This is a genomic window from Roseibium sp. FZY0029, assembly GCF_036350355.1.
Taxonomy (GTDB): domain Bacteria; phylum Pseudomonadota; class Alphaproteobacteria; order Rhizobiales; family Stappiaceae; genus Roseibium.
Genome location: NZ_JAZDVZ010000017.1, coordinates 1 through 23751, shown reverse-complemented (window position 1 = coordinate 23751; position 23751 = coordinate 1). Strand labels below are relative to the sequence as shown.

Below are 23751 nucleotides of genomic sequence, written 5' to 3'. Positions count from 1 at the left end.
GTTATCAAGTTCAAAAAAACAACTACAAGGAAAAATTCTTATTACGCGTATAATAACATCTTTTTATTACTTAAATTTTCTCGCAGTTCGCCAATTAAACGCGTCGGTTTAATTCACTCTCAACCAACGGTTTCTTTTCTCTCCCTACGTAACGATGTAAAATAAATCTTTATTTAATTGATTTTAACGGTCGATGGGTCCGTGCATTCATTGCAGCAAATAGAACTGGTCGGATGTCGTTCAACATCCGGCCAGATCGACGTAGATCCGTATTTCACCCGAGCATTCTGGCAGACCGGCGTCTGCTCCGTCCCGCATCATTGTAATAGCTGGAGGCCTGGGCGAGGGAGCGGTGGCGGGACTGCTGCATGGCGTCCTGAATGGGGATATCGCGGTTGGCGGCCTCGGTCAGGAAACCGGAGCGCAGTCCATGGGCGGAAAACTCCACCGGGTCGAGCCCGGCCAGAACGCAACGGCTTTTCACGATTGAATTGACCGATTGGGGCGTGAGACCGCGCGCCTTGACATTGCCCCAGCGATCGATCGCCCGGAAGACCGCGCCCTCGTCGATATCTGCCGCTTCCAGCCAGGTTCTCAGCGCCTCGACCGGACGCCCGATCAGCAGCACCGCGTTGTCGTCGGAAGCGTCTTCGGTCTTGGTGCGTCCAAGCCGCAGGCTCGCTGCCGGCAGCAGGGGACTGTCTGGGTCGGCGGGATCGGCGGGCAGGGGATCTTCCCAGACAACCTGGCTGAGGCGCAAACCAGCGAGTTCGGACCGCCGCCGCCCACCGGACGCAAAGCCTGCCAGCAAAAGCGCCTTGTCGCGCAGATCTGCAAGAGAGGGTGCGGCAAGATCCGACCCGTTGCAGGTCGCAAGCAATCGCTCCAGCAGATCCGCGGTCACCGCCCGCCGGCTTTTTCGCGCCTTTGGCCGGCCGGCAACGCGGCTGGCCAGTCGCAGGGCCGAGCGCACGTCGGGGGCAGAGAAGGCAGCTTCAAGTCCGCGCCAGCGATGCAAGGTCGACCAGGAGGCAAGCCGCCTTTGAACTGTTGCGAGCGCGTGAGGGGACCGGTGCGCGCCGTCCCCCTTTGCCTTTCTGAGAAGCTTCAAATCCTCCAGAGCAAGGGCAACGTTCTCAGGCATGCCATGGGCTGGATCGATTTTCCGCCGTTCCGGGTCCCACAGGTGATGTGCGATAAACTTCAGGATCAGCGGCACCGGCGCCGGCCAGGGCAGGGGCTCTCCCGTGGCCGCCAGGCACCAACCTTCCAGATAGGAACAATCGGAGGTGAGGGCCCTGAGGGAATTTTCGCCAATGCCTTCCCGTGCCAGGTGGCGCAGGGTGGCGATGTCCTCCTCGCTGAGCAAGGCCACCAGCTGATCGGTGCGATCCGGACCGGCAAGGGCCGGCAGTATGGCGGCAAGCGAATCCAACGCTTCCGTCTTGCGCGCTGCGCTTTCGTCAAGGGATGCGGAAGGGGAGGGAAGGGAACGATTGGGCATGGGCTGTCAGGCTCGAAAGGATGGACCGGAGCCTTCATTCTGGCATGCGGCCTCGCAAAAGTCTAATCATCGATAATAGGTTCTTATCACTGCTTATAATCTGACTCTCGAAGATATCCATGTGATGATACTTTTTTGCTTGTTGATTATCGTTAATGAAATATTATCAGCCGATGTCAATGGTTTACGATCTCCACAAGTCCCTGAAATCACTGGATTGGCTCGATCTGGCCGACCCGCTCGATCGCGCCAGCCGGTCACTGACCCGAGCCGACGAGAGATTGCGCCGGACACATGCGCTGGAAGACGGCGTGCGCAGCCGGTCCCACCTGTTTGAGACATGTGCCTCCATGGCCCTCGATGGAGACCTCGTTCATCTGGAGGACCTTGTCCTGCACGACGCCGGCACCGACAGACGCGCACCCACCCACGAATTGACCCGGGCTGCCAGGTTCCTGGCGCTCCGCAGACGGGTCGACCGGCAAACCCCGGACAGTGTCTTGAGCCGCGACGGTCTACTGGCACTTGTGGGTCGGCCGACAGAAGACACCGAGTTCGAGACGACGACAATCAGAAACTCGGGGGAGGGGAGGGGAGGGGACCTGCCGCCTCAGCCTCGCGCCAACAGGACACTGCCGACACGGAAAAGAATCTCTTTGCCGAAATCGACGCCGTTCTGGAACGCTCCAGACAGCTGGCACAGGGTACCGTCCCGGAAAGACCTGTCTCGTCCCGCCAATCCGGAGACATACCGTCCGTACACTTCTCTCGGTTTTCGGAACGGGGTGACCGTCTGGACGACTGGCTCACTGTCCAAAAGGAAGCTGAAGTCCTGAAATTGCCGCCCGTTCTGGCGGCGGCGATTTTGCTTGATGCATGGCAGGTGCTGCAGCCGCTGGACGGATGGCCGGAACTTGGCCGCCTGCTGTCGGCTGTCTTCCTGAAAGCACAGGTGACCACGTCTCATTTGCCGAGCCTGTCAGCGGGATTGCGAAAGTCGCCCTTTCGCTGGCGCCGCAAGGACACGTTCCAGGTGCGTATCGCCGGCTTGCTGTCCGGTTTTGAAAAAGCCGCCCAGGAAACCATGGATCAGCTGGACCGGCTATCGATTGCCCAGGAGCAATTGGCACGCCATTGCCAGTCTTGCCGAAGCCACTCCAGGCTGCCGGAGTTTGCCCGGATGTTCCTGTCCCGCCCCCTGGTGACCATTCCCATGGCCCGCCAGGACCTCGGCGTCACCGCCGCCGCCGTCGACCGCATGATCCGCCAACTCGGCCCCGCGCTCCCCCGCGAGCTTACAGGCCGAGACAGATACAGGGCCTGGGGTATCCTGTGACGTCTGATTGAGTGATCTTCCCGAGGAAGATCCCATGGAACAGGGATCAGGCACAACGCCACAGCCTCATTCCGGGCGATACCCGCGCTTATGCTTTAGTGCCGCCAGCTTCTGCTGATGCGCCAGAGCCGATGACACATCCGCAAACAGATCAAGCCGCGTTCGACCCCAGGTGCCCAGGCGTCCCCATGTCCGGCGAACGGCAAATCCGCCGAACAGGGTGCGCTCGACCGACAGGTGGTAGAACCGGTTCATGTTCCGGCCCGGGTCCACGCGTTTGAGGAGAAGGAGATCGTCATCTGGTTCCATGACCGCAGTGTCGAAGATCGCCGAACTGCGGTCCAATGAATCATTGGAATCGATGCGTAGGAACGGATTCATTACTGCGATGGTTGGAATAGATACCCAGCCACGCAGTCGTGACAATCAAAGCCGTCCTTGCGTGACCAGAGCGCGGGTTCGCTTCAACGTGGACTTAAGTCCGGCGCTGTAGCCGTTTTGTTGGCGTCAAACTGCGCCTGTTCTGCTTGCTGTCAACGCAGTCACCAAGCTTTGCGCCCTCGATCCAGATCTCAGTCTGTCGATCGCCGTTAACATTCTAAAGGAGTATCGGATAGACTGGACCTACTGGCAAGTTACCCCCAATCCGCCTGGGCGGTTTATCGCAGGGCGGTAAGTAATCTATCCGCTTACAGGAAAAACCACCAACCCAAAGACCGTCCGAAAATTTGCGATGATGCGCATATCGCCATAAGCTTGAAATTCTACCATCTGCTGAATGACTTCATCCATTTGCAGAAGCTGGATTCGATACCCTCACAGCTAGACCTGTTTTGATTGGTAGGAAGGGCAAGTCTCTTGCCCTTCTGCCACATGGCGAATGTGGGGGACGCGGGAAAGCGAATGAGCGCAAGGCTCCGCCTAAGCTTCGGTTCCCGGTGTCCCACGAGGGGGCAACGCCGCAAGTCTTTAAGCCGATTTTGTCCGTTGGAGCAGCCAAAATCGGCTTACCCGTTCCCGCTAAGGTGCAGGAGACGGGATCTGGCTACGCCAGTGCAACTCGGTCTGGATAGCGGCGAGCTTGGCGCAGATTGCAGGTAAAGCCTCAGGATCAATTTGCGGGCAGGTCAGGGCGCAGAAAAGCAATCTCTGCAATCCATGAAGCGCTTGATCACTGAGCCTTCTAAGTTCATTTCGTCCTATTCATCCATTCATGTGAGCCTCCGTTTAAGCTTCGGACCCAGACCATCCGGGTCGCCTTGCTGATCGGAGACGCGCATGCCTCTGAACGGCGATAACACCCATCAGGGGCGCAACATCCAACGTGGAGCAGGAAGGCACCGTATTCCTTGTCTTTCGCAGATTCAGTGCACGCCAGAACCGATATCGCCATAGACCCAAGGGGACAGGGGCAACAGAAACGGCGCGTTGTTTCAGATGGTTTGGCTTCGAGTGCTTGAGAAGTTGGTGATCAACTTTAGATGGCGAAACATCGCCTAAACACCACGCCTTCTCAGTGGGAATAATAGCCAATTGACAATTATGGACGCGCGATTTGGTGTATTATATGTATTTTATAAAACTTCATCTGCAGGCATAGGCGCATAAAAAGCGATAACCAGTTTTTTACTTTCTTATATTTAGCACTTTTGAGAAAAACTCTCAATTTTAAGAAAAGAATTTGCAATTCACAAAATATTTAAGTAAAATAGTCCTTGGTATTATCAACAGAATTTTGATTTTGTAGAAACGGTAACTCAATATGCGCATTGAAACTGAGGTAGACTTTCCGCAATATGAGGTTGCGTGATTCGGCAGGTCTTAACAATGAGTTAACTAGGTGCGTCTATGTTGACATGGTATTGCATGGCAACGTGACGATTGTGCTAACTAAAGGAGACAGCAAATGGAAAAACGTGAGAAAAAAATTGAAGATGCGGCAAATGACTACAGTAAATATTTTTCAGAATTAATTAAAGACAACGGCGCAAAAGTAAACGAAGAAAACATTCGTGAGATAAAAAAGATTGTATCTGAGGAATTTGAACAAACTTACGCTCTACGTTAAACTGAAAATGAGAGTCGGCATGTAAATAAAGAATATGTATGCGCTCAATAATAGAGATACCGCATATAGGGTTCCGGTAAAATATCTTGTTTTTGGTTTTGCCTTTAGTTTGCTTGCCCAACTGCTGGCCGAGTTTGATATAATTCTTGAATGATTTTCCACCAAGCTTTTTGTCGCTTCTTCTTTGGCGATTTCATGGATAAAACGTTCAATTAGTGAACGGTTAAGATCGCTAATCTCTAGCGCTTCGCTCGCATCCTTTTGTTCGTCTTTTTCCAAGTTCTGAATTACGTTTCGCATTCCGAAAATTTCATTTCCGCTCTCAACTAGAAATGCATGATAGGCCTTGTAGGTCTCGTGTTTCCTAATATCTGCAGGACAGAGTAATAATACTATTACTGTCGAAATAGAGAATAATAGTGCAGACAAATAAGCAATAAGCATTGATAAAGGAATGCGTAATTCAAGAATACTAGGATAATGCTCCAAAAGTCTCACAAAAAATAGGCCCTTGAGAGTTGAAAGAAATATTCCAAATAACGGAATAATAATAGTTGCGTAAATACCAATCGCGGACAGAGGTGTTTTACTTAATTGATCGAGAGTGTCCCAGTCAAAAAAGCGTTTGTCACCAATGCGTCGTGCTGTTTCGGTCATGAAACGGGGCGCTGAGAAACTCAATTGTCTGCGTTCTCAAGCTCAAAATGGGCTTCAATATGTTCAATAATTGCAGGAATATTGTCGATCTTTTTAGGGTCTACATCCTTCGGATAGGAGCGAATTTTTTCAGCAAATTCTTTTGAAGAATAAATATTCGCAATTTGGTGAGCGATATCACGGGCAAGCTCCTCAAGGTCAACGCCTATTTCATGGGGATGAATGCTTCCTTGAGAAACTGTTTCTAGCAATTTCAGGGTTTTAGTTTCAGACTTTCTGCGAAAATTCTTTTTTTGGCGCCCATTCGACCATTTTCGCTGCGTGGAAATTTTTGTCATCATCAAACTCCATAAAAACGTTCGATAAATTTAGCGAGTATTTCCTTGTTCACATAGTCCTTCGTCGCGGCCTCGATCTGATCGATCGATGCGGCAGGATCAGAAATGATGCACAATGTTGAACCATTGTAAGCGTGATGGCGGTCAAATCTTCCAGCAGCTTTGTCACTTTCGAACTGAACGACGATTGCATTAAGTTGGCTCTTAGTTAGTTTGAGTTTCTTCATTGACGAATTCCCAGCATGTATCTCAATCAAGACCGACTCTATTTGTGCAAAAAAACAACCAGAGGGCAAGGATTGTTTACAGCGCAATTGAATCAGCCCTTCCGTTGCAGAGCTTGAAGGCACCTATATGCGAGGTTGTGGGTTTAGCGCATGCCGTTGAATTTCTTTGGCAATCATCCCCGAAAACCAATGGGTTGAAAATTAGACTTCTCCGGCCTTTGATGCGCTTGGAGAACGAGATGAAGAAATCAAGCTTCACGGAAAGCCAGATCCTGGCAATTTTGAAGCAGGGTGAGAGCGGCGTGCCGGTTGCCGATCTGTGTCGGGAGCACGGGATCAGCAACGCGACCTATTACAACTGGCGATCCAAGTACGGCGGTATGGACGCGTCTTTGTTGGCTGAAATGAAGGCCATGGCTGAGGAGAACCGCTGCCTGAAGAAAATGTATGCCGAGATGGCGATGCAGAACGAACTGCTGAAGGACGCTCTTGGAAAAAAGCCTTGAGGCCGTCTCAGCGTCGGGAGATGGCCATGAATGCAATTCATCTGCGAGGTGTAAGCATTGCGCTTGCCTGCCGCACGTTCCAGATCAGCGAAAGCTGCTATCGCTATGAACGCAAACTGGGCGTCGAGAATGCCGAGATCACGGACTGGCTGGTGCGGTTGACGACAACACATCGCACCTGGGGCTTTGGATTGTGTTTCCTTTATTTGCGCAATGTCAAAGGCTTCGCGTGGAACCACAAGCGGGTCCGGCGGATCTATCGTTCGCTCGAACTGAACCTGCGCATCAAGCCGAAGAAGCGTCTGGTTCGGGAAAAGCCGGAGCGGTTGACTGTTCCCGATGGCCCAAACATGACCTGATCGATGGACTTCATAGCGGATCAATTGGCCGACGGGCGCAGCTTCAGGACCTTGAACGTTCTGGACGACTTCAATCGTGAGGGCCTGGGCATTGAGGTGGCCATTTCCATTCCATCCCTTCGGGTTATCCGCACTCTGGAGCGGATTATCGAATGGCGCGGCCGGCCGTTGAATATTCGGGTGGACAATGGCCCGGAAAACGTCAGTGCAGCACTGCAGATATGAGCCTCGAGACGTGGCATTGGGCTGGAGTACATCCAGCCCGGTAAGCCGCAACAGAACGCCTATGTAGAACGCTACAACCGAACTGTCCGCCATGAATGGCTCGGATAGTACATATTCGAAACGATTGAGGTGGCACAGCACCAAGCCACGCGCTGGCTATGGACATACAACAACGAGCGGCCCAACATGGCCATCGGTGGCATTACACCCGCAAAGAAACTGAAAACAGCGGCCTGAATTCCAGTTTTAAAACCCACAAAAAATGGGACGATTACCGTAGACCCGGTTCATGTTCCGGCCGGGGTCCACGCGTTTGAGGAGAAGGAGATCGTCATCTGGTTCCATGACCGCAGTGTCGAAGATCTCCGAACAGCGGTCCAATGAATGATTGGAATCGATGCGAAGGAACAGATTCAAATGGATGATGGGCGGGTGGCAGCTGTGAACAAAAAATATCTTGGCCCTCAGATCGCCAATTTCGGTCACAATATTCGCTTCATTAGAAAATTTACACTCAACGTGAGAACACGTTCTACACGAATACTGACACGCGGCACCAACACGCCACCATGAATCATTAGTATTCTAGTAATTCCTCGAGAATATGCATGTTAAAAAGATCTACTTTTAGCTTTCTCTGTCTCATCGCTCTTAACATAGCGAGCGCAAATTCTAGCGAGATTAAATATTGGCACTCGGAACACTACAGAGGATTTGAGCGCAGCAACTTTCGCAAATTGACAGATGACAATTCTAAAACTGATATAACGGAAATAAGACTATGCTTCGACAATCGTCCATTGTCAGAAAATCAGTCAGGCCTTGCTACGAGAAAGGACAAGGCAGATTTCTGTCAGCATTTCAGAGATGATCCGCTCTTAGAAAATTCAATTGACCCATCAGTCAGCAAACAAATCCGCACGGGCGTAACAATCACTAAAAGCGAAGACAAAATCTATACTTGCGAAGCAGTCTTCACGTCCCTGTCCGTGATTACGATGTTGGAGCATATATCCAGAGACACCACTTTAAGCGAAACTGATATAAAACCCTATTTTACGTCAGGCAATACGCTGAGCAACTTTCAAAAGGTGCAAAAAGTGTTGCTGGGCGATGATTATATAAATCTTCATTGGAACTATGCTGGAAAGCCTCGTGTTTCGTCAGCATCTATTCCAGAGACTAGCCAATGTTTTCAAAAGGCTTTCTTGTTTTATTGGGAAAAGCTCGAAAATAGCTGTATTGACGGCGTTCTTTCTATGAGAAAAAAAGACCCCGGCAGCATCGAATACCGGCCCGTTCTAAAGGCAAATTACAGCGACCTAAGAGACATGTTAAAATTTTGCAAGAAAACATGAATATTCATTGAAGATAAAAAAGCACTGCATCTATAGATATAGATACGCTTCCCCAATCCTTTGTCCAGCTTGACGTAGACTCAAGGGATTGCATTGGCCCTGTTGAGCCTGACGGAAGACGGGAGCCAACCTGCTTCAGCTGGTCGGTCCAGATGAAGGATGCGAACTGGCTGTCCTAATCTATATTCAAGGTCTCGGGAGGTGACAAACCCAGCACCCAACAATTTTGTTGGTTTCGGTATGTCGGTTAGATCAGGCCGCCAAACGTCTCAAGATTGGACAATCGACGGTTTATAGATTGAACACAAAGCAGTGGCGGAACAAATGAACTCAACAGGCAAAAACGCAACGTCAACTCAAGAAAAACGATTTTTGCAGAGGACCTGACATCTCACGCCATGGTAGCATAATCCAGAATTTCTAAGTTTTGCTTCTTAAAAACTTAACAAGTGCTTTTCAGGCGATTTATCGCAAATCATATGTTTTTCCGCGAGAATTCGGCGTTTACAACCTAGTCCAGCCGTGTAAATTTATCTCCTAAAAGTTGCAATCAAATTGGGAATTGGGTGGGTGAAAACTTCGGACATCGTGGGATGGTGATAGGGATATGAAAGCCAGCACCGTGCTTTTGTGCCCAGCATCACGGTCTTCATTTATTGAAGGCAATCACACACCTCGAAGCGCATGAACTCCCAGCCAAATGAAGGAACAGGACATTGGATATGAGCACCGCGAACGGCCCCGGCACAGGAAAGGGCCGAAAAGCAACGGCGTCCAAGACAAGCCCCTCAGACAACCCCGGTGCTCACCAGAAAGCCGCCGAGACCCTCGAAAGCGCCAAGCAAAACGTTGTGCGCATGACCGCAGTTGGCCACGCCTGCTGGTTGATGAGCCGGTCTCCTTTGCACAAGCATATGATGATCACCGATATCGAATGGCTGGTACTACCGCCAATCATGCTGAACCAGTTCCGGCTCTGGCAACACAACGGTATGCCGATAGGTTTCGCCAGTTGGGCTTATCTAGGTGAGGAAGCCAGCGAGCGAATTGTCGAAAAAGGTATTCGCCGGCTAATGCCGACCGATTGGAAGTCAGGAACGGATCTTTGGTTAATCGACTTCATCGCCCCTACGGGTGGTCAGGACGAGATGATCAAGGAACTGCGAGAAAACATCTTCAAAGGCAAACGTTTCAAATCGCTGCAGCCTTTGGCAAACGGCAAGGTTGGCGTGAAGGAGTGGTGAGCTAACAGGATCAAGAAAGTGTTCTTCCTACTACCTCCCGTACTAAATTTTGTGGCTCTTGCTTTGCCTTTACTTATTTGGGCGATTTACGACTATTTCTGCTTTTATCGAAGTGAGGAATACCTAGAGCCACGAAACAAGTATAAGAAATACTGGAAATACAGGGCGCTGGGACCACGAAATCCAAAGTATCCTGTCTATTTCGCTCTTCTTGCATGGGCGATACTCATGTTTATTCCGCTGCGCTAAGGTTTTAAATTATGTTGAATGACCTTGAATTGCTGAGCAATGAGCAAATACTTCAAGCTGCTCTGGAGTTGGGTTTTGATGGAGATGGCTCCAGAGTGGTGGGGCTCTATACTGAGGTGTCGCGAGATATCATAAGTAGCCCATTGTTCGGTGGTGGGGGTGAATATGTATATTTTGTCGGTGTTGATCTTGAGACTGGTGAGCGAGTTGTAGCCCACTATGGTGGTGTGTCTTTGGGAGCGGGTGTTACATTAATACCTGGCACTAATATTGGTGGCGGTGCTTTTGCTTTCACAGGTATACCCTCCGCTTTGGGCGGGTGGTCCGCTGGCGCGCAAATGTCTGCGGGTGTGACCGCTGGCGTATCTGTAAATCTTGATGGTTCTGGTGTACTTGCACTGGCAGGGACCAATTTGTCAGCGGGTGCAAACGTTGCTGCAGGTTATACCTACTCCGTAGATGTTGCTGGTCAGAATGTATTTTATTTCGGAACTGCAGAATATGCAGAGCTTATTCGCACGAATTCTGCGTATAGTGATGCATTAAAGAGGGTAAACGACGGTGAATACGTAACAATAAAATTTGCTCTTGATGATGACGGTTACTTTCTGGAACAAGAGCTAAGGCCTGTTAGAACGGTTCATCTTGATGGCTCGCAAACCATGACAATCACGGTGGTTGAGACAGTCGTAGACGCAGATGGGAATGAAGCGCCCCAACAAATCCGTGCACAATATTTAGCTGAGAAGGATCGAGTTTGGCAGTATTCGTACGATCCAAAAAACCCTGGAATTGAAATCCCGAAAGACTACTGTTTTGCGGCTGGTACGGTTGTCACGCTAAAGAATGGTGCTGGGCGTCCCATCGAAGACATACAGATAGGAGATCAGGTTGCGGCTTTCATCGAAGCCGAACAAGTCGGCTCAATCGCGGTTGGTGCAGATGCGGCAATTGTTGCGCATCATGCAATTCAAAGCGCAACTGTCACCGATCTGATCCGTAACACGAACCAGAAACTCATCGAGGTCAATGGCGTCAAAGTAACACCAGGCCACCGGTTCTATTGCGCAGACGGCGAATTCCGGGAAATCGGCACTCTGAACATCGGCGACCTTTTGGTCGATCTCGAAGGCAATCCGGTGCCGATCACTTCGATCAAAGATGTTCCCGGTCTGCACGACACCTACAATCTCACCGTCGCGGACTTCCACACCTATGTGGCAGGCGGCTACCGCGTCCACAACGACAGTCTATTTTACCCACAGTCAGAAGAAGGGATGCTGATTGACAGCATCATGGACCAGGTGTCCGCTATTATCTTCGATGACAACCCTTGGGGCGATATCCTGATCGGATCCGCTATGCGTTCGATCGGCAGTGTGACTGCTGACGTTCTGTTCGGGGATGACGAGTTTTCGGCGGAAATCCTCCTTGGGCGATACGCCATCAACGTTATCGGTGGTGTCGGCGGTTACGCGGCGCGCATGCTGGTGGAAGAAGCCGGAGAAGAACTGGGCTTGCCGGACGAAGTGACAGGTGCGCTGTCAATCTTTGCCAATCAGGCAGGCACCGAGCTTGCAGAATATGCCGCGTTGACGTTCATTGCAGAGGTCGCAACTCCCGGGTCCGCGTTGTCAAACGAAGCCACGGAAGCCTTGGCAAATCAGAATGTCGGAGCGTTCCTGCAAGGAGCGGCGGTAGCGGCCATCGGGTCCTTTGCGGCACAGCAACTGGCTGAGCTCATCGGGATTGACGACGAATACTCCGCGTTTTTGACTGCACCGACACGCGCTACGGTCACACAAATTGGCAACAATATTGCCGACGGTATCCCGTGGCATACCAACGTGGCCAATGTTGCGCTCAATGCCCTGGGAAGCGTTGCCGGTGCTTTCCTTGCCAACGAGATCGGCCAATTCGACACGTATACGGAGCAGTTGGGTTCTTCGATCGGCTCGGCGATCGGCAGCCAGATTGGCCAGTTCCTGATCCCGATACCGTTTGTCGGCGCATTCCTCGGCTCACTTGTTGGCGGCTTGATTGGCGGCTATATCGGCGGGCTGTTTGGTGACGACCCAATCGGATACGCCGAAATGGCGTTCGATACAGCAACTGACTCCTTCTATATCTCCGCGGTTTATGGCGAAGACAAAAACGCCGAACAGATTGCGAAGGATGTGGCGGAAAGCGCAGAGGACACGATCGAGTCCCTGCTCGATACCATCAACGGCGATGTTCTGAACGAAAGCATTTCGACCAGAACCTTTGAATATGACGATGGCGACTTTGCGCTGGAACGCAATGGCGATCGGATTACTTTCGGCGAAGATGCCGAACGGATGATCAACCGTGCCGTGGTCGAGATACTGGCGGAACTCAAGATTGCCGGTGGCGATCCCTATCTCAAACGTGCGCTTTCTCTGACTCTGGAGCGGATTGTTGATGGCGAGATCCCCGATCATGAACAAGCGACTTCGGGTATCCTGGAAGACAAGATCAACACACTTGCTCCAACATCAGTTCTGAACCAGCTCCAAGTCGGCGACCTGGTATCTTTCGACAATGCCCTAAGCTACCTTACGAACAGCTTGATCGTTGCTCAGGAATACAAGAAATACTTGGAGAACATTCAGGAAATCAATGCGTTGATCGCCGCAGATCCGGAAAGCGAATTTGCCATAGGTTGGCAAATTACATTGGCGCAAGCTTTTAATCTCGGGCTTCATCGTCGTCACGAGTCCGATTGGAACGGCGGTTGGGATTGGTGGCTGGGTGATAAGGACGTTTCCGCGGACGACGTCAGGTTCAGCTACCTGGAGGGGGAACGTTGGTTTCTTACCGGAGGAGATGATGACTTTGAGGTGACCGGCGATTCTATCGCGCATGGCGAAAAGGACACGATAGGTGGCACAGACGGTGCCGACATCATTGCCGTCAATCATGACCGCTACGCGACGTCTTCGAGCGGGGGAGAAGCTGGTGCCGACATCGGCATGAACGGCACCGTTCAGGACGACGAGACCTTGATCGGTTTTGCTGCGCGACTGCTCGGGGGCGACGGCGATGACCTTATCATCGGTGGGGATCTCGGCAATGACCTGTTCGGCGAGGCCGGAAATGACAAGCTGATCGGGGGGGCTCTGGATGACTGGCTCTACGGCGGCAGCGGTGACGACATCCTAATTTCCGGCGGCGGAAATGGCAACGTTCTCGACGGCGGCGATGGAAATGATCGCGTGTTCGGCTCGGATGGTGAAGACTGGCTGATTGGCGGTGACGGCAACGATGTTCTGCGCGGGGCTGAAGGCAACGACATTTTGGATGCCGGCGCCGGCCGGGACCAGGTCGATGGAGGCCAGGGCGACGATACCTACGTCTACCGGACCGGTGACGGTCTCACCATCATGGGAGATAGCGGCCAGGACTCGGCCGATAAGCTTCTGTTCGGCGAAGGCATCGATCCGGCGGATCTGACCATTGCGCGCTCCGACAACGGACTCGACGTGATCATTACCTTTGCCAACGGCGAACCGAACGACAAGCTAGTGCTGCGTGGCATGCTGACAAACGGGCACGGGGGCATCGACCTCGTCCGTTTCTCAAACGGCATCGAATGGGATCGAGGCGCAATTATCGCGGCTTCGATCATAGCGACCGCGCAAGGCCTCACTGCAACTGGTACAAGCGCTGACGAAACCATTGAAGGCAGCAATTATTCAGACGACCTTTCCGGCGGTGCTGGCGCGGATATCCTTGAAGGAGGCGAAGGGTCCGACGTCTATCGTTTCAACCGCGGCGATGGACAGGACGAGATTGTCGATCGCGGCATGCTGGGCGATATCGACCGCGTGGTCTTCGGTTCGGACATCGCGCTGACGGATCTTAGTTTCGAACGCAGCCAGGATTCCGTCAATAAACTCATCATCAGGATCAATAACACTACGGACACGCTAGCCATTGACATTCGTTCTAATGGCTGGGGCGACGGCGTGGAGTTTTTCCAGTTTGCCGATGGTACAGAACTATCTCTGACCGACATCAATCGGATTTATCTTGGCCACAATACCAGTGACGGTGACGACTTAATTCTCGGTTTTGATAGCTCGGAGGTCATTTCCACCGGTGATGGAAACGATACACTCTCAGGTGGTCGCGGTAACGATTATCTCTTGGGTGGCGTCGGTGACGATACTTACCTTTTCCAAAAAGGTGACGGGTTCGATATCATTGATGATGCGCTCGGCGCAGACGTCCTGCAATTCGGCGACGGCATCGGCCCAGACGATATCCGGCTGTCAGCGAGTCTACTGAATGAACGTTCTCTCATTCTGGAAGTCCCTGGAAGTGGTGACCGCGTCGAGATCATCAATGGCCTGGACAACACAGTTTTCGACACTATCGAGCAGATAAGGTTTGCCGACGGAACAATTTGGACGATCGAAGATGTCCAACAAAAACTGTCCGAACAAAGCTCTAGTCGCTGGAGCGACTATGTTGTCGGCACCGACTATGACGACGTCATTTCAACGGGCGACGACGATGACCGGGTTTACGGCCACGACGGTGACGACCTGATCACTGGCGGGAAAGGCGATGATGTCCTCATCGGTGGGAATGGTTCGGACACATATATCTATAATGAAGGCAATGGCCGCGACATCATCCATACGCAGCATTCAGGCAGTCAGGACGTCGATCGTGTCGTCTTCGGCGAAGGTATCACCACTGACAACATTGCGGTCGACAGGCTGTGGCGCAATCTTGACCTGCGTATAACGTTCTCGGACGGCGACTGGCTGACAATCCTGAGTGGCGGCGAAAGCCGCAACAACTATTACATAAATGAATATGAATTCGCGGACGGAACCATCCTTGACCGTGAACACTTTTACGACCTTGCCCGGGCCACTTGGACTAGTGGCGCGAACGACATCGTCCATGGGTTCAGCTCCGATGATTTTATAGACGCTGGGGGTGGTGACGACCGCGTCTACGGGAACCACGGACAGGACGAAATTCGAGGAGGCATTGGCCGAGACGCCCTCTTTGGTGGCTATGACGATGACACCTATTTTTATAATGTGGGTGACGGCATTGATACCATCTACGAAGGCAACGCAACAACCGATGGCGATGCCCTGTCTTTCGGTACTGGGATTACAGCCGCATCTTTGGACGTCGAAAGAACTTTCCGGAACTTGAATGTTCGTATCACGCTTGACGACGGCAACTGGATAACGATCGATCAGGGCGGAGAGACACGCTGGAATACCGGGATTGAATTCTTGCGCTTCGCAGACGGAACCGAACTTTCCCGTGAAGAATTCTTTGATCTCGCCCGAGCAACTTGGACAAGTTCAGGCAATGACATCGTGCACGGGTTCAATTCAGCCGACGTGCTGCAAGCCGGTGCAGGCAACGACTTCGTGTACGGCTATCGCGGCGAAGACGACATTACCGGTGGCGCCGGTGACGATATCCTGTCGGGTGGGTCGGATGGCGACATCTATCGCTATGCTCTTGGAGACGGAAACGACACAATCGTTGAAGGTGCTGAAACTGGCATTGATACGTTGATCTTTGGGGCGGGCATTACAACAGACAACATTTTAGTTGAGCGGACTGGCCGCAGCCAAAACTTCCGCATTTCCTTTGAGACTGGCGAATGGATTCTTATTCGGGAAATGGCGGAAACCCGGTGGGGTTACGGGATCGAAGAATTTCAGTTCGCTGACGGAACCGTCCTTGACCGTCAGCAATTTTACGATCTGGCCAGCGCAACCTGGACAAGCGGGTCGAAAGACATCGTGTACGGTGTCAACTGGACCGACGTTATCACCGGCGGCGCTGGCGACGACCGTCTCAGCGGCTATAGCGGCAGTGACCATCTGACAGGCGAGTTGGGCAACGACTATCTAGCCGGCGGTTCCGGCGCAGACAGCTACTATTTCAATCTAGGTGACGGATACGACATCATTTGGGACGAAAAAATCAGCGGAGGTTCTGCTGATACCCTCGTTCTTGGTGCAGGTATTACGGCTGAGATGATATCGGTGGTGCGGGTGCCTTGGCACTCCAACTCTGTCCGCCTGAACCTCGGCAACGGCGATGCAATTCAGCTGATTGATCAGCTTGGCAGCTACGATGGCGGCGTTGAGACAATCGTTTTCGGCGATGGCACAGTGTGGACCGCAGACGATATTGCCAATGCTATTAGCAGTAGCGGCAGCACTGCGACCGGTGGACCGTCCGACGATGAATTCAGTTACACGCGTGGGGATGGGCTAGCCTATTTTGACGGAGGTTCAGGCGACGACCATATAAACTTCAATAATGTTGGGCTAAGTGAAATTGACTTCGGCTTTGACCCAACAGACACCAATCGTCTCACTTTGTCAGTTCGAGGAACCAATGATGAGGTGTCTGTACTATCGATTGAGACCGTCAGTTTCGACGGTGGCGGTGATGTTTCCCTGCAAAATCTCTGGAACCAAGCCCTTGCCCAACACAGTACTGCCGGCGACGATTATTTGATCGGCAGTAGCTACGGAGACACAATCTCGACAGGTGACGGCGATGACGTAATCCATTCGCTCCACGGCGATGATTTGATAACTGGCGGGAAGGGAAATGATCAAGCTTTCGGTAGCTGGGGCGACGACACTTACACCTTCGGCTTGGGCGACGGCATCGATTACTTTGATGGCGGCTTTGACAATGACACTGTTTCTTTTGGTTCAGGCATCACTCTGTCGGACTTAGAGCTTAGCTACGACATTACCGATTCCGAATATCTTATGATAGCCATCCTAGGAACAAGTGATCGGATCGGAATCGACGAAGTTGAGAACATTCGCTTCAGTGATGGATCCACCATTTCCTATGCCTCGCTGACCCAAATGTATGTCGATCAAAATTCGACCTCTGGCGATGACTACATCAACGCGTTTGACACCTCCGAGACGATTTCGGCTGGCGCAGGCAATGATCAGATATACGCCGATCATGGCGATGACACGATTATAGGCGGTACCGGCGACGACTATACGATTGGTGGCTGGGGAAATGATATTTACATATTCTCTCGTGGCGACGGTCGTGATGTATTCGACGGTGATGTCGAAACAGACACATTGCGCTTTGGGCCAAACATTGCTTCCACTGATGTAACCGCGTTCACAGACGTGACTGATGCGTCTTATGTCACTTTCGCTATTTCTGGCACTTTCGACCAAATTAGCATTGTAAATGTTGAGCGGATTGAATTCTCGGATCGAACTCTCAACAGTCAAACTGAAATCTATCAGTTCTTCGTTGATAAACAAGTCACCGCCGGTGATGACTATATCAATTCCTTCAAGACCAGCGAAATCATCAATTCTGGTGCAGGAGATGACCAGATTTACGCCGATGAGGGAGATGATCAAATCTCGGGAGGGACAGGCGACGACTACGTTGAAGCCTCTCACGGTAATGACACCTATACATTTAATCTCGGAGACGGTCGCGACATTTTTGATGGCGGATTTCATACGGATACGCTGATCTTTGGCGAGGGTATTGCTTACAAAGATATTATTCTTGGGCGAGATGAACTCTCCAACGAAATGATCTCGCTGAGCATAACCGGAACAACGGATGTCGTTACGATCAAAGACACTGAAATTGTTCAGTTTGCAGATGGTACATCCTGGACGATTAATGAGCTTTACCAGCGTTATGTCGATCAGGTGTCGACGAGCGGTCATGACAGGATCTTCGGTTTCGCAGGCAGTCAAACAATCGACGCTGGTACGGGCGACGACTGGATCAACGCAGGCAGCGGTAATGACACAATCCGAGGTAGGACGGGCAACGACCATGTGCTCGGCGGTTTGGGCAACGACGTCTATATCTTTGAACGTGGAGACGGAAACGATGTATTCGAAGGTGGACTAGGCACCGACATTGTTCGATTTGGAGCCGGAATATCACTCGCCGACCTCGTGCTCACGACCGACAATCGTAACAGCAACTTCGTCCTGATTTCGATCAGCGGGTCGAATGACAGTGTCAGTGTCAAAGATGTTTCCAGAGTTGAATTCAGTGACGGCAGCAGTGTGTCTTTTTCCAGTCTGATCCAAACTGCACTGCTGTCATCCGATTCAACAATCGACGTTCTCGGTACTGTCGCGTCCGATCAACTTGTTGGCACGTCAGGCGATGACCAGATCGTCGGCCATGGTGGAGACGACACGCTGATTGGTGGGCAGGGCAGCGACACTTATCGGTATAGTCTCGGAGATGGCAGTGACAGGATCGTCGATGCGCAAGCTGGCGGAATCGATGTTCTTGACTTTGCTGCGGGTATTTCCCCGAACGATGTCAGAGTACTTGTCTCTCCAGCTGACGCTTTGGATTTGATTATCGAAATACTAACTGACGGCAGCCAAATCATCTTGGTTGGCCAGCTGGCATCGACAACGACAGGCATTGAAGAGGTCCGATTTGCAGATAACACAATTTGGAACCGTTCCGATCTGACTGGTGCCGCCGAAAGCGGCGACGCGACGATCGGCGGTGACGTGCTCTATGGAAGCATTTGGGCCGACACACTCGACGGCGATAAGGGTAATGACGTTCTCCGCGGAGGTCTCGGCAATGATGACTATCTCTTCGAGCTTGGTGACGGCGAAGACGTCATCGAAGAAACGGGTGGAGACCAGTCAATTGATCGCGTCATGTTCGGAACCGGGATTGTAGCGCAGGACCTTCAATACAGCCGGGTTGGGAACCAGAAACAGGATCTACTTATCCGCTATTCCGGTGCTGATCAGATCCTTGTGAAAAACCAGTTCGAACCGGGTTCCGCCGGAATTACGTCAGTAGTGCTGTTTGACGGTAGTCAGATAGACATTTCCCAAATCCAAACGGCCTTGTTGGCGTCTGCAGGTACTGCAAACACCGATGAAATTCTAGGGTTCGACGGCGCAGACACGCTTCAGGGTTTGGCCGGAGACGATACACTGGACGGCAGGGTTGGTGGTGATACTTACCTCGTTAACTCTGGCGACGGTCACGACATCATTAAGGACACTGGTCTTGACGATAGCGTCGACACGCTACTGTTAGGTGACGGCATTTCTGCTTCGGATGTGCGGATTGAACAAAGGCAAGACGGCACATACGTGCTGAGGGATGAGGCGTTGACCTGGTCTGTCAGCCTTTTGAACCTTCCGGAAAGGCCGTATGGCGGCCTGGAAACGATTGAGTTCGAGGACGGAACAATCTGGCAGACCACTGACCTTGAACAGCTTTACTATGCCACATCAACTCGTATCGGTGGTGACGGTCAGATTTTCGGCAATAGTAACGATAACACGATCGTCGGGGGCGACAGCGACGAGACCATCTATGGCTATCGCGGCGATGATACGCTGATCGGTGGGGAGGGTGCAGATATCCTTCTTGGCGGGGACGGAAATGACACGCTGATCGGTGGGATGGGTAATGACACTTTGGAGGGCGGTCTTGGTCTGGACAGCTACGATGGTAGCGAAGGTGAAGACACCGTCACGTTTGAATATTCCGCGGCTGACTGGATAGTCAATCTCTCGGCTGGAACTGCGGCAACAACCGCAAACCCAGATGGTGAAGAAACGCTCATCGGCATTGAGAATATTCGCGGTTCTGAAAACAGCGATGCGATCACGGGCGATGGAGCAGCCAACAAACTCTTCGGTAATGGTGGCGCTGACACCTTGATTGGCGGTGCAGGTAACGATCTGCTTGATGGTGGAGCTGACGCGGATGCCTTGACCGGTGGTGTAGGAAATGACTTGCTTCAGGGTGCTGCGGGCAATGATACCTATCTCTACAGTGCCGGAGACGGCCAGGACAGCATTCGTGAAAAGGCAGACGAAGGGACAGCTGACGTCCTTATTCTAGGACCGGGGCTGCTGGCCTCGGATATTCTGGTCACACAATCCAACGATGACGTTGCTGATGTCACTCTTTCATTCCTCGACGGCGGTTCAGTCACACTTGAGGATCAATTTGCGTCTCCAGGCGAAATCGGTGTTGAAATCATCCGGTTCGACGACGGCACCGAATGGACAAAAGATCAACTGGCCGAAATTACTCTAGAACAGGCATCAACCGCGGGAGATGACACCATCTGTGGTTTCAATGATCGTGGAGACATCATCAATGGAGGGGCCGGCAATGACACGATCAACGGCGGCGCCGGCGACGATAGTTACGTCCACAATCTTGGAGACGGTAACGATGTTCTGACGGAGCTCACCGGTAACGGCGACGTTGACAAACTAGTCCTCGGCACAGGAATTGAACCAGACACGCTTCAGGTCTTTCGAGAAAATGCGCAAACCTTCGATGCCTATATTGTTTTTCCGGATGGATCCTGGATCGTCCTTACTGACCAGTACAGAATGGACGCGGGTATCGGCATTGAATTTTTGGAATTCCAGGACGGTACAGTCTGGAACAAGACGGAGATTGAGGCTCGAACCACATTCAATGCAAAGCCAACAGCTGTGGCAGACAGTTTCGAGGTCTTGCTAGACGGGCCTTCTTTTGAGCTCTCAGGGGAGACAATTCTCTCCAACGACTCCGACGACGGTGTGTTGACGCTGCTCTCTGCAACATCTGATGCCAACGGCACCGTGGAACTAACACCGGAAGGCAACCTGGTTGTTACCCCAGTCGACGGTTTCACCGGCGACATGGTGATTACCTACACCGTCGGTGACGGTTTCTTCCAGACTGAGGGCACTATAACGGTTTCCGTTTCGGGTATTGTTGATCCTGAAACCGACGATAACATCGTCGGTACGGACGATGACGACTTGATGTTCGGCGGTAAAGGCAACGATACACTCAACGGCGGTAAGGGCGACGACACATATGTCTACCGGTTAGGGGATGGGACCGACAAAATTACGGAAACCTACTCAAACGGCAGCCTCGATCGATTAGAACTGCGTGACGGAATCCTTGCAGGCGAAGTCAGTGTCACACGGACATCAAGTGACATCGACGACATCACCCTCCATTTTTCCGATGGTGGTTCCGTTCTCTTGGACGAACAGTTCTACGACTCCTACAACCGAACACAGGCAGGTGTTGAAGAGATCACGTTCGACGACGGGACCGTTTGGGGAACCACGGATCTGATGGCTGCTTATTTCCGCACTGTACAGACTGGAGGTGCAGACACGATCATTGGCTTCAACAAGGGCGATGACGTGATTGACGCCGGTGACGGCAACGACGATGTGTCTAGTTACGGCGGCAACGACGTACTGACAGGGGGACACGGTGACGACACCCTCCGTGGTGGGTCTGGCAACGACACCTATGTCTATCGACTAGGGGACGGTAACGACACGATTGAAGAGAGCTACAGTGCAGGTGTTGCCGACAGGCTCGAACTTGGGGCTGGAATCAATGTGGCAGATGTGACTGTCACACGCAGCTCAAGCAATAGAAACGATGTAACGTTGCACTTCTCCGATGGTGGATCGGTCCGCCTAGACAGTCAGTTCTATGATGCCTACGGCAGAACGCAGTCCGGCGTGGAACAAGTCGTCTTTGATGACGGAACAATCTGGGGTGCCACTGAGATCATGTCGCGATATTTCGACAATGCTCTCACCGACGGAGATGACACCGTCGTCGGCTTCAACCAGGGAGATGACGTGATTGATGCCGGTGCGGGAGATGACACGATTATCTCCTATGGCGGGGCAGATATCATCACGGGAGGGCTCGGCGACGACGTGATCGATGGCGGCTACGGAAATGACGTCTACGTCTACAATCTCGGTGACGGCCATGACACCATCTCTGAGTCCTACGACAACGGCGCGGAAGACAGACTTGAACTCGGGGTCGGCATTCTTGCCACCGAGGTTGGTATCCGAATGTCGGCTACCGATCCAGACGATGTTACGCTGGTATTTGCCGATGGCGGCACCATCACACTGGACGAACAGTTCTACGACTCCTACAGCCGTAAGGAGTCTGGTGTGGAGCAGATCGTCTTTGCCGACGGTACTGTTTGGGACCACGCCGATCTTTTGGCGATGCTGAATAATGGAACTCCTAGTGACGACACCCTGATTGGTGGCACTGGAAATGATGTTCTCAACGCGGGTGCTGGAAACGACACAGTCTTGGGGGGTGCAGGCAACGACACCCTCCACGGAGGCGACGGAAACGATGTTCTCAACGGGGGCACGGGAGACGACACCTTCGTCTTCCGTTCAGCAGAAACTGGCCATGACACAGTAACCGATTTTGCTGCAGGCGCAGGCTCGGAAGACGTTCTGGAGTTCGAAACAGGCATTTTCGCGGACATGGCGGCGGTCATTGCTTCTGCCTCTGACGATGGTACGGACACAACCATTGCGGTTGACAACGATACGTCAATCACTTTGCAGAACGTCCTCGTTAGCCAGCTACACCAGGACGACTTCCAGTTCGTGTAAACGAAGCTGAACCTGTCAGACGCTCTTCAAGCCTTGAGGAGCGTCTGACTTCTTCCCCTGGAATGTCCCTCCACAGCAGTGCCTTCTCGCACGAGTGCCTTGTTCCCCCTGAAGTCTGCCTCAGCCGGCTCCCCGTAAACCTTCGAAACCCATGCTAAACTCAAAGCAATCTTCGTCCGGTTCTCAAGCCTCCCGCGATAATCCGGTTGCCCTGGCTTTCCGCCCGGTCTACGCGGCCTTCTGGGGCGTTGCTGTCGTCAGTTTCGTCATCAACATTCTGATGCTGACCGGACCTGTTTTCATGCTTCAGGTCTACGACCGCGTGCTTGCCAGCGGATCCATTCCCACGCTTGTGGCGATCGGTGCGCTGGCCGTCGTGCTTTACACCTTCTACGGCCTGCTCGAGGGCGTGCGAAGCAGGCTTCTGGCGCGGTTGGGACAGCGCGTTGATGCGAGACTGTCCGGGATCGTCTACCGCGTCTCGAATGCTCTTCCGGTACGCCTGGGGCGCAAGGCGGCCAAACTGCGCCCGGTACAGGATCTGGACACGGTAAGGCAATTCCTGTCCGGGCCGGGGCCCGCGGCCATTTTCGATATTCCCTGGTTGCCGCTTTACCTTGGGATCGTCTTTCTGTTTCACCCGGTCCTTGGGTTTGTGGGGCTTGGCGGTGCGTTGGTGATCGTCGTTCTGATCGTCCTGAATGAGCTGTTGTCCAGAAGACCGGCAGAAGAAGCTGCCAGTCATGCAGGGCGTCGCTCTTCCGACGTGGAAATCGGGCAGCGCAATTCCGAAGTTGTTACCGCGATGGGCATGCAGGATGCGCTGACCGCCAGATGGGAGACGCAGAACGGCGACTATCTGGCAACCCAGCGGCGGGCTGCCGACCGCACTGGCCTGTTCGGCACAGCGATCAAGACCATCCGTTTCATTCTCCAGTCTGCCATTCTTGGTGTCGGCGCGTGGCTGGCGATCAAGCAGGAAATTACCCCTGGCGTCATGATCGCCGCGTCCATCATGACGTCCAGGGCACTGTCGCCGATTGAACAGGCGGTTTCCCAATGGCGTGGGTTTGTTGCCTGCCGCCAATCTCTAAGGCGCTTGCGTGAGGTTTTGTCTGTTGCCGAGACTGAGGTCGACAAGATGGATCTGCCGTTGCCGACAAAGAAGATTTCCGTTGAGCAGGTGTTT

Annotated in this window: 12 protein-coding genes and 1 pseudogene; 8 read left to right on the top strand and 5 right to left on the bottom strand. The window is 52.4% G+C overall.

Annotated elements, in window-relative coordinates; translation table 11 throughout:
- Positions 1 to 274: 274 nt before the first annotated feature.
- Entirely contained in the window at positions 275 to 1504 is a 1230-nt protein-coding gene (locus V1T76_RS28620) for a tyrosine-type recombinase/integrase (protein WP_330564075.1), read from the bottom strand.
- Positions 1505 to 1683: 179 nt separating this feature from the next.
- Here V1T76_RS28620 and V1T76_RS28615 point away from each other — a divergent pair, with 179 nt between their 5' ends.
- The gene (locus V1T76_RS28615; RefSeq protein ID WP_330564074.1) at positions 1684 to 2340 is read left to right on the top strand and encodes a hypothetical protein; all 657 of its coding nucleotides are present in this window, start codon (positions 1684 to 1686) and stop codon (positions 2338 to 2340) included.
- A 2-nt stretch (positions 2341 to 2342) separates the two neighbouring features.
- Positions 2343 to 2840 (top strand): DUF1612 domain-containing protein, encoded by a 498-nt coding sequence (locus tag V1T76_RS28610; protein ID WP_330564073.1) that lies wholly within the window; start codon positions 2343 to 2345, stop codon positions 2838 to 2840.
- Between the two features lie 66 nt (positions 2841 to 2906).
- On the opposite strand, the gene V1T76_RS28605 is transcribed toward V1T76_RS28610, so the two are convergent.
- Complete coding sequence (locus tag V1T76_RS28605; RefSeq protein WP_330564072.1) at positions 2907 to 3149, bottom strand: WGR domain-containing protein; 243 nt, start codon at positions 3147 to 3149, stop codon at positions 2907 to 2909.
- A gap of 1597 nt (positions 3150 to 4746) precedes the next feature.
- Here V1T76_RS28605 and V1T76_RS28600 point away from each other — a divergent pair.
- Positions 4747 to 4908 (top strand): hypothetical protein, encoded by a 162-nt coding sequence (locus tag V1T76_RS28600; RefSeq protein WP_330564071.1) that lies wholly within the window; start codon positions 4747 to 4749, stop codon positions 4906 to 4908.
- On the opposite strand, the gene V1T76_RS28595 is transcribed toward V1T76_RS28600, so the two are convergent.
- Genes V1T76_RS28595 through V1T76_RS28585 form a run of 3 tightly spaced genes read right to left on the bottom strand, consistent with a single transcriptional unit; the run spans position 4900 to position 6130 of the window.
- Positions 4900 to 5565 carry a hypothetical protein gene (locus V1T76_RS28595; protein WP_330564070.1) on the bottom strand — a complete coding sequence of 222 codons (666 nt, stop codon included), beginning with the start codon at positions 5563 to 5565 and terminating at the stop codon, positions 4900 to 4902. The genes V1T76_RS28600 and V1T76_RS28595 overlap by 9 nt on opposite strands.
- A 20-nt stretch (positions 5566 to 5585) precedes the next feature.
- Complete coding sequence (locus V1T76_RS28590) at positions 5586 to 5906, bottom strand: hypothetical protein (protein WP_330564069.1); 321 nt, start codon at positions 5904 to 5906, stop codon at positions 5586 to 5588.
- Positions 5906 to 6130: a hypothetical protein gene (locus V1T76_RS28585; protein WP_228873678.1), complete on the bottom strand. Its 225-nt coding sequence runs from the start codon at positions 6128 to 6130 to the stop codon at positions 5906 to 5908. Before V1T76_RS28585 ends, V1T76_RS28590 begins: the two co-directional genes overlap by 1 nt.
- Positions 6131 to 6369: 239 nt before the next feature.
- Between V1T76_RS28585 and V1T76_RS28580 the strand changes: the two are divergent.
- The 5 genes and pseudogenes from V1T76_RS28580 to V1T76_RS28560 all read left to right on the top strand — a co-directional run.
- Positions 6370 to 7457, top strand: a pseudogene (locus V1T76_RS28580) (IS3 family transposase).
- Positions 7458 to 7828: 371 nt separating this feature from the next.
- Complete coding sequence (locus V1T76_RS28575; RefSeq protein ID WP_330564068.1) at positions 7829 to 8578, top strand: hypothetical protein; 750 nt, start codon at positions 7829 to 7831, stop codon at positions 8576 to 8578.
- 722 nt (positions 8579 to 9300) lie between these two features.
- Positions 9301 to 9822, top strand: a complete 522-nt coding sequence (locus tag V1T76_RS28570) for a toxin-activating lysine-acyltransferase (protein WP_330564067.1) — start codon at positions 9301 to 9303, stop codon at positions 9820 to 9822.
- A gap of 260 nt (positions 9823 to 10082) precedes the next feature.
- Complete coding sequence (locus tag V1T76_RS28565) at positions 10083 to 22562, top strand: calcium-binding protein (protein WP_330564066.1); 12480 nt, start codon at positions 10083 to 10085, stop codon at positions 22560 to 22562.
- Between the two features lie 151 nt (positions 22563 to 22713).
- Positions 22714 to 23751, top strand: a 1038-nt coding sequence (locus tag V1T76_RS28560) for a type I secretion system permease/ATPase (protein WP_330564065.1), incomplete at its 3' end; no start/stop codon positions are given.

Coding starts and splice junctions, on each gene's coding strand:
- V1T76_RS28590 (WP_330564069.1), bottom strand. CDS start 5,906: ATGATGACAAAAATTTCCACGCAGCGAAAATGGTCGAATGGGCGCCAA.
- V1T76_RS28575 (WP_330564068.1), top strand. CDS start 7,829: ATGTTAAAAAGATCTACTTTTAGCTTTCTCTGTCTCATCGCTCTTAAC.
- V1T76_RS28605 (WP_330564072.1), bottom strand. CDS start 3,149: ATGGAACCAGATGACGATCTCCTTCTCCTCAAACGCGTGGACCCGGGC.
- V1T76_RS28615 (WP_330564074.1), top strand. CDS start 1,684: ATGGTTTACGATCTCCACAAGTCCCTGAAATCACTGGATTGGCTCGAT.
- V1T76_RS28595 (WP_330564070.1), bottom strand. CDS start 5,565: ATGACCGAAACAGCACGACGCATTGGTGACAAACGCTTTTTTGACTGG.
- V1T76_RS28565 (WP_330564066.1), top strand. CDS start 10,083: ATGTTGAATGACCTTGAATTGCTGAGCAATGAGCAAATACTTCAAGCT.
- V1T76_RS28600 (WP_330564071.1), top strand. CDS start 4,747: ATGGAAAAACGTGAGAAAAAAATTGAAGATGCGGCAAATGACTACAGT.
- V1T76_RS28570 (WP_330564067.1), top strand. CDS start 9,301: ATGAGCACCGCGAACGGCCCCGGCACAGGAAAGGGCCGAAAAGCAACG.
- V1T76_RS28620 (WP_330564075.1), bottom strand. CDS start 1,504: ATGCCCAATCGTTCCCTTCCCTCCCCTTCCGCATCCCTTGACGAAAGC.
- V1T76_RS28585 (WP_228873678.1), bottom strand. CDS start 6,130: ATGAAGAAACTCAAACTAACTAAGAGCCAACTTAATGCAATCGTCGTT.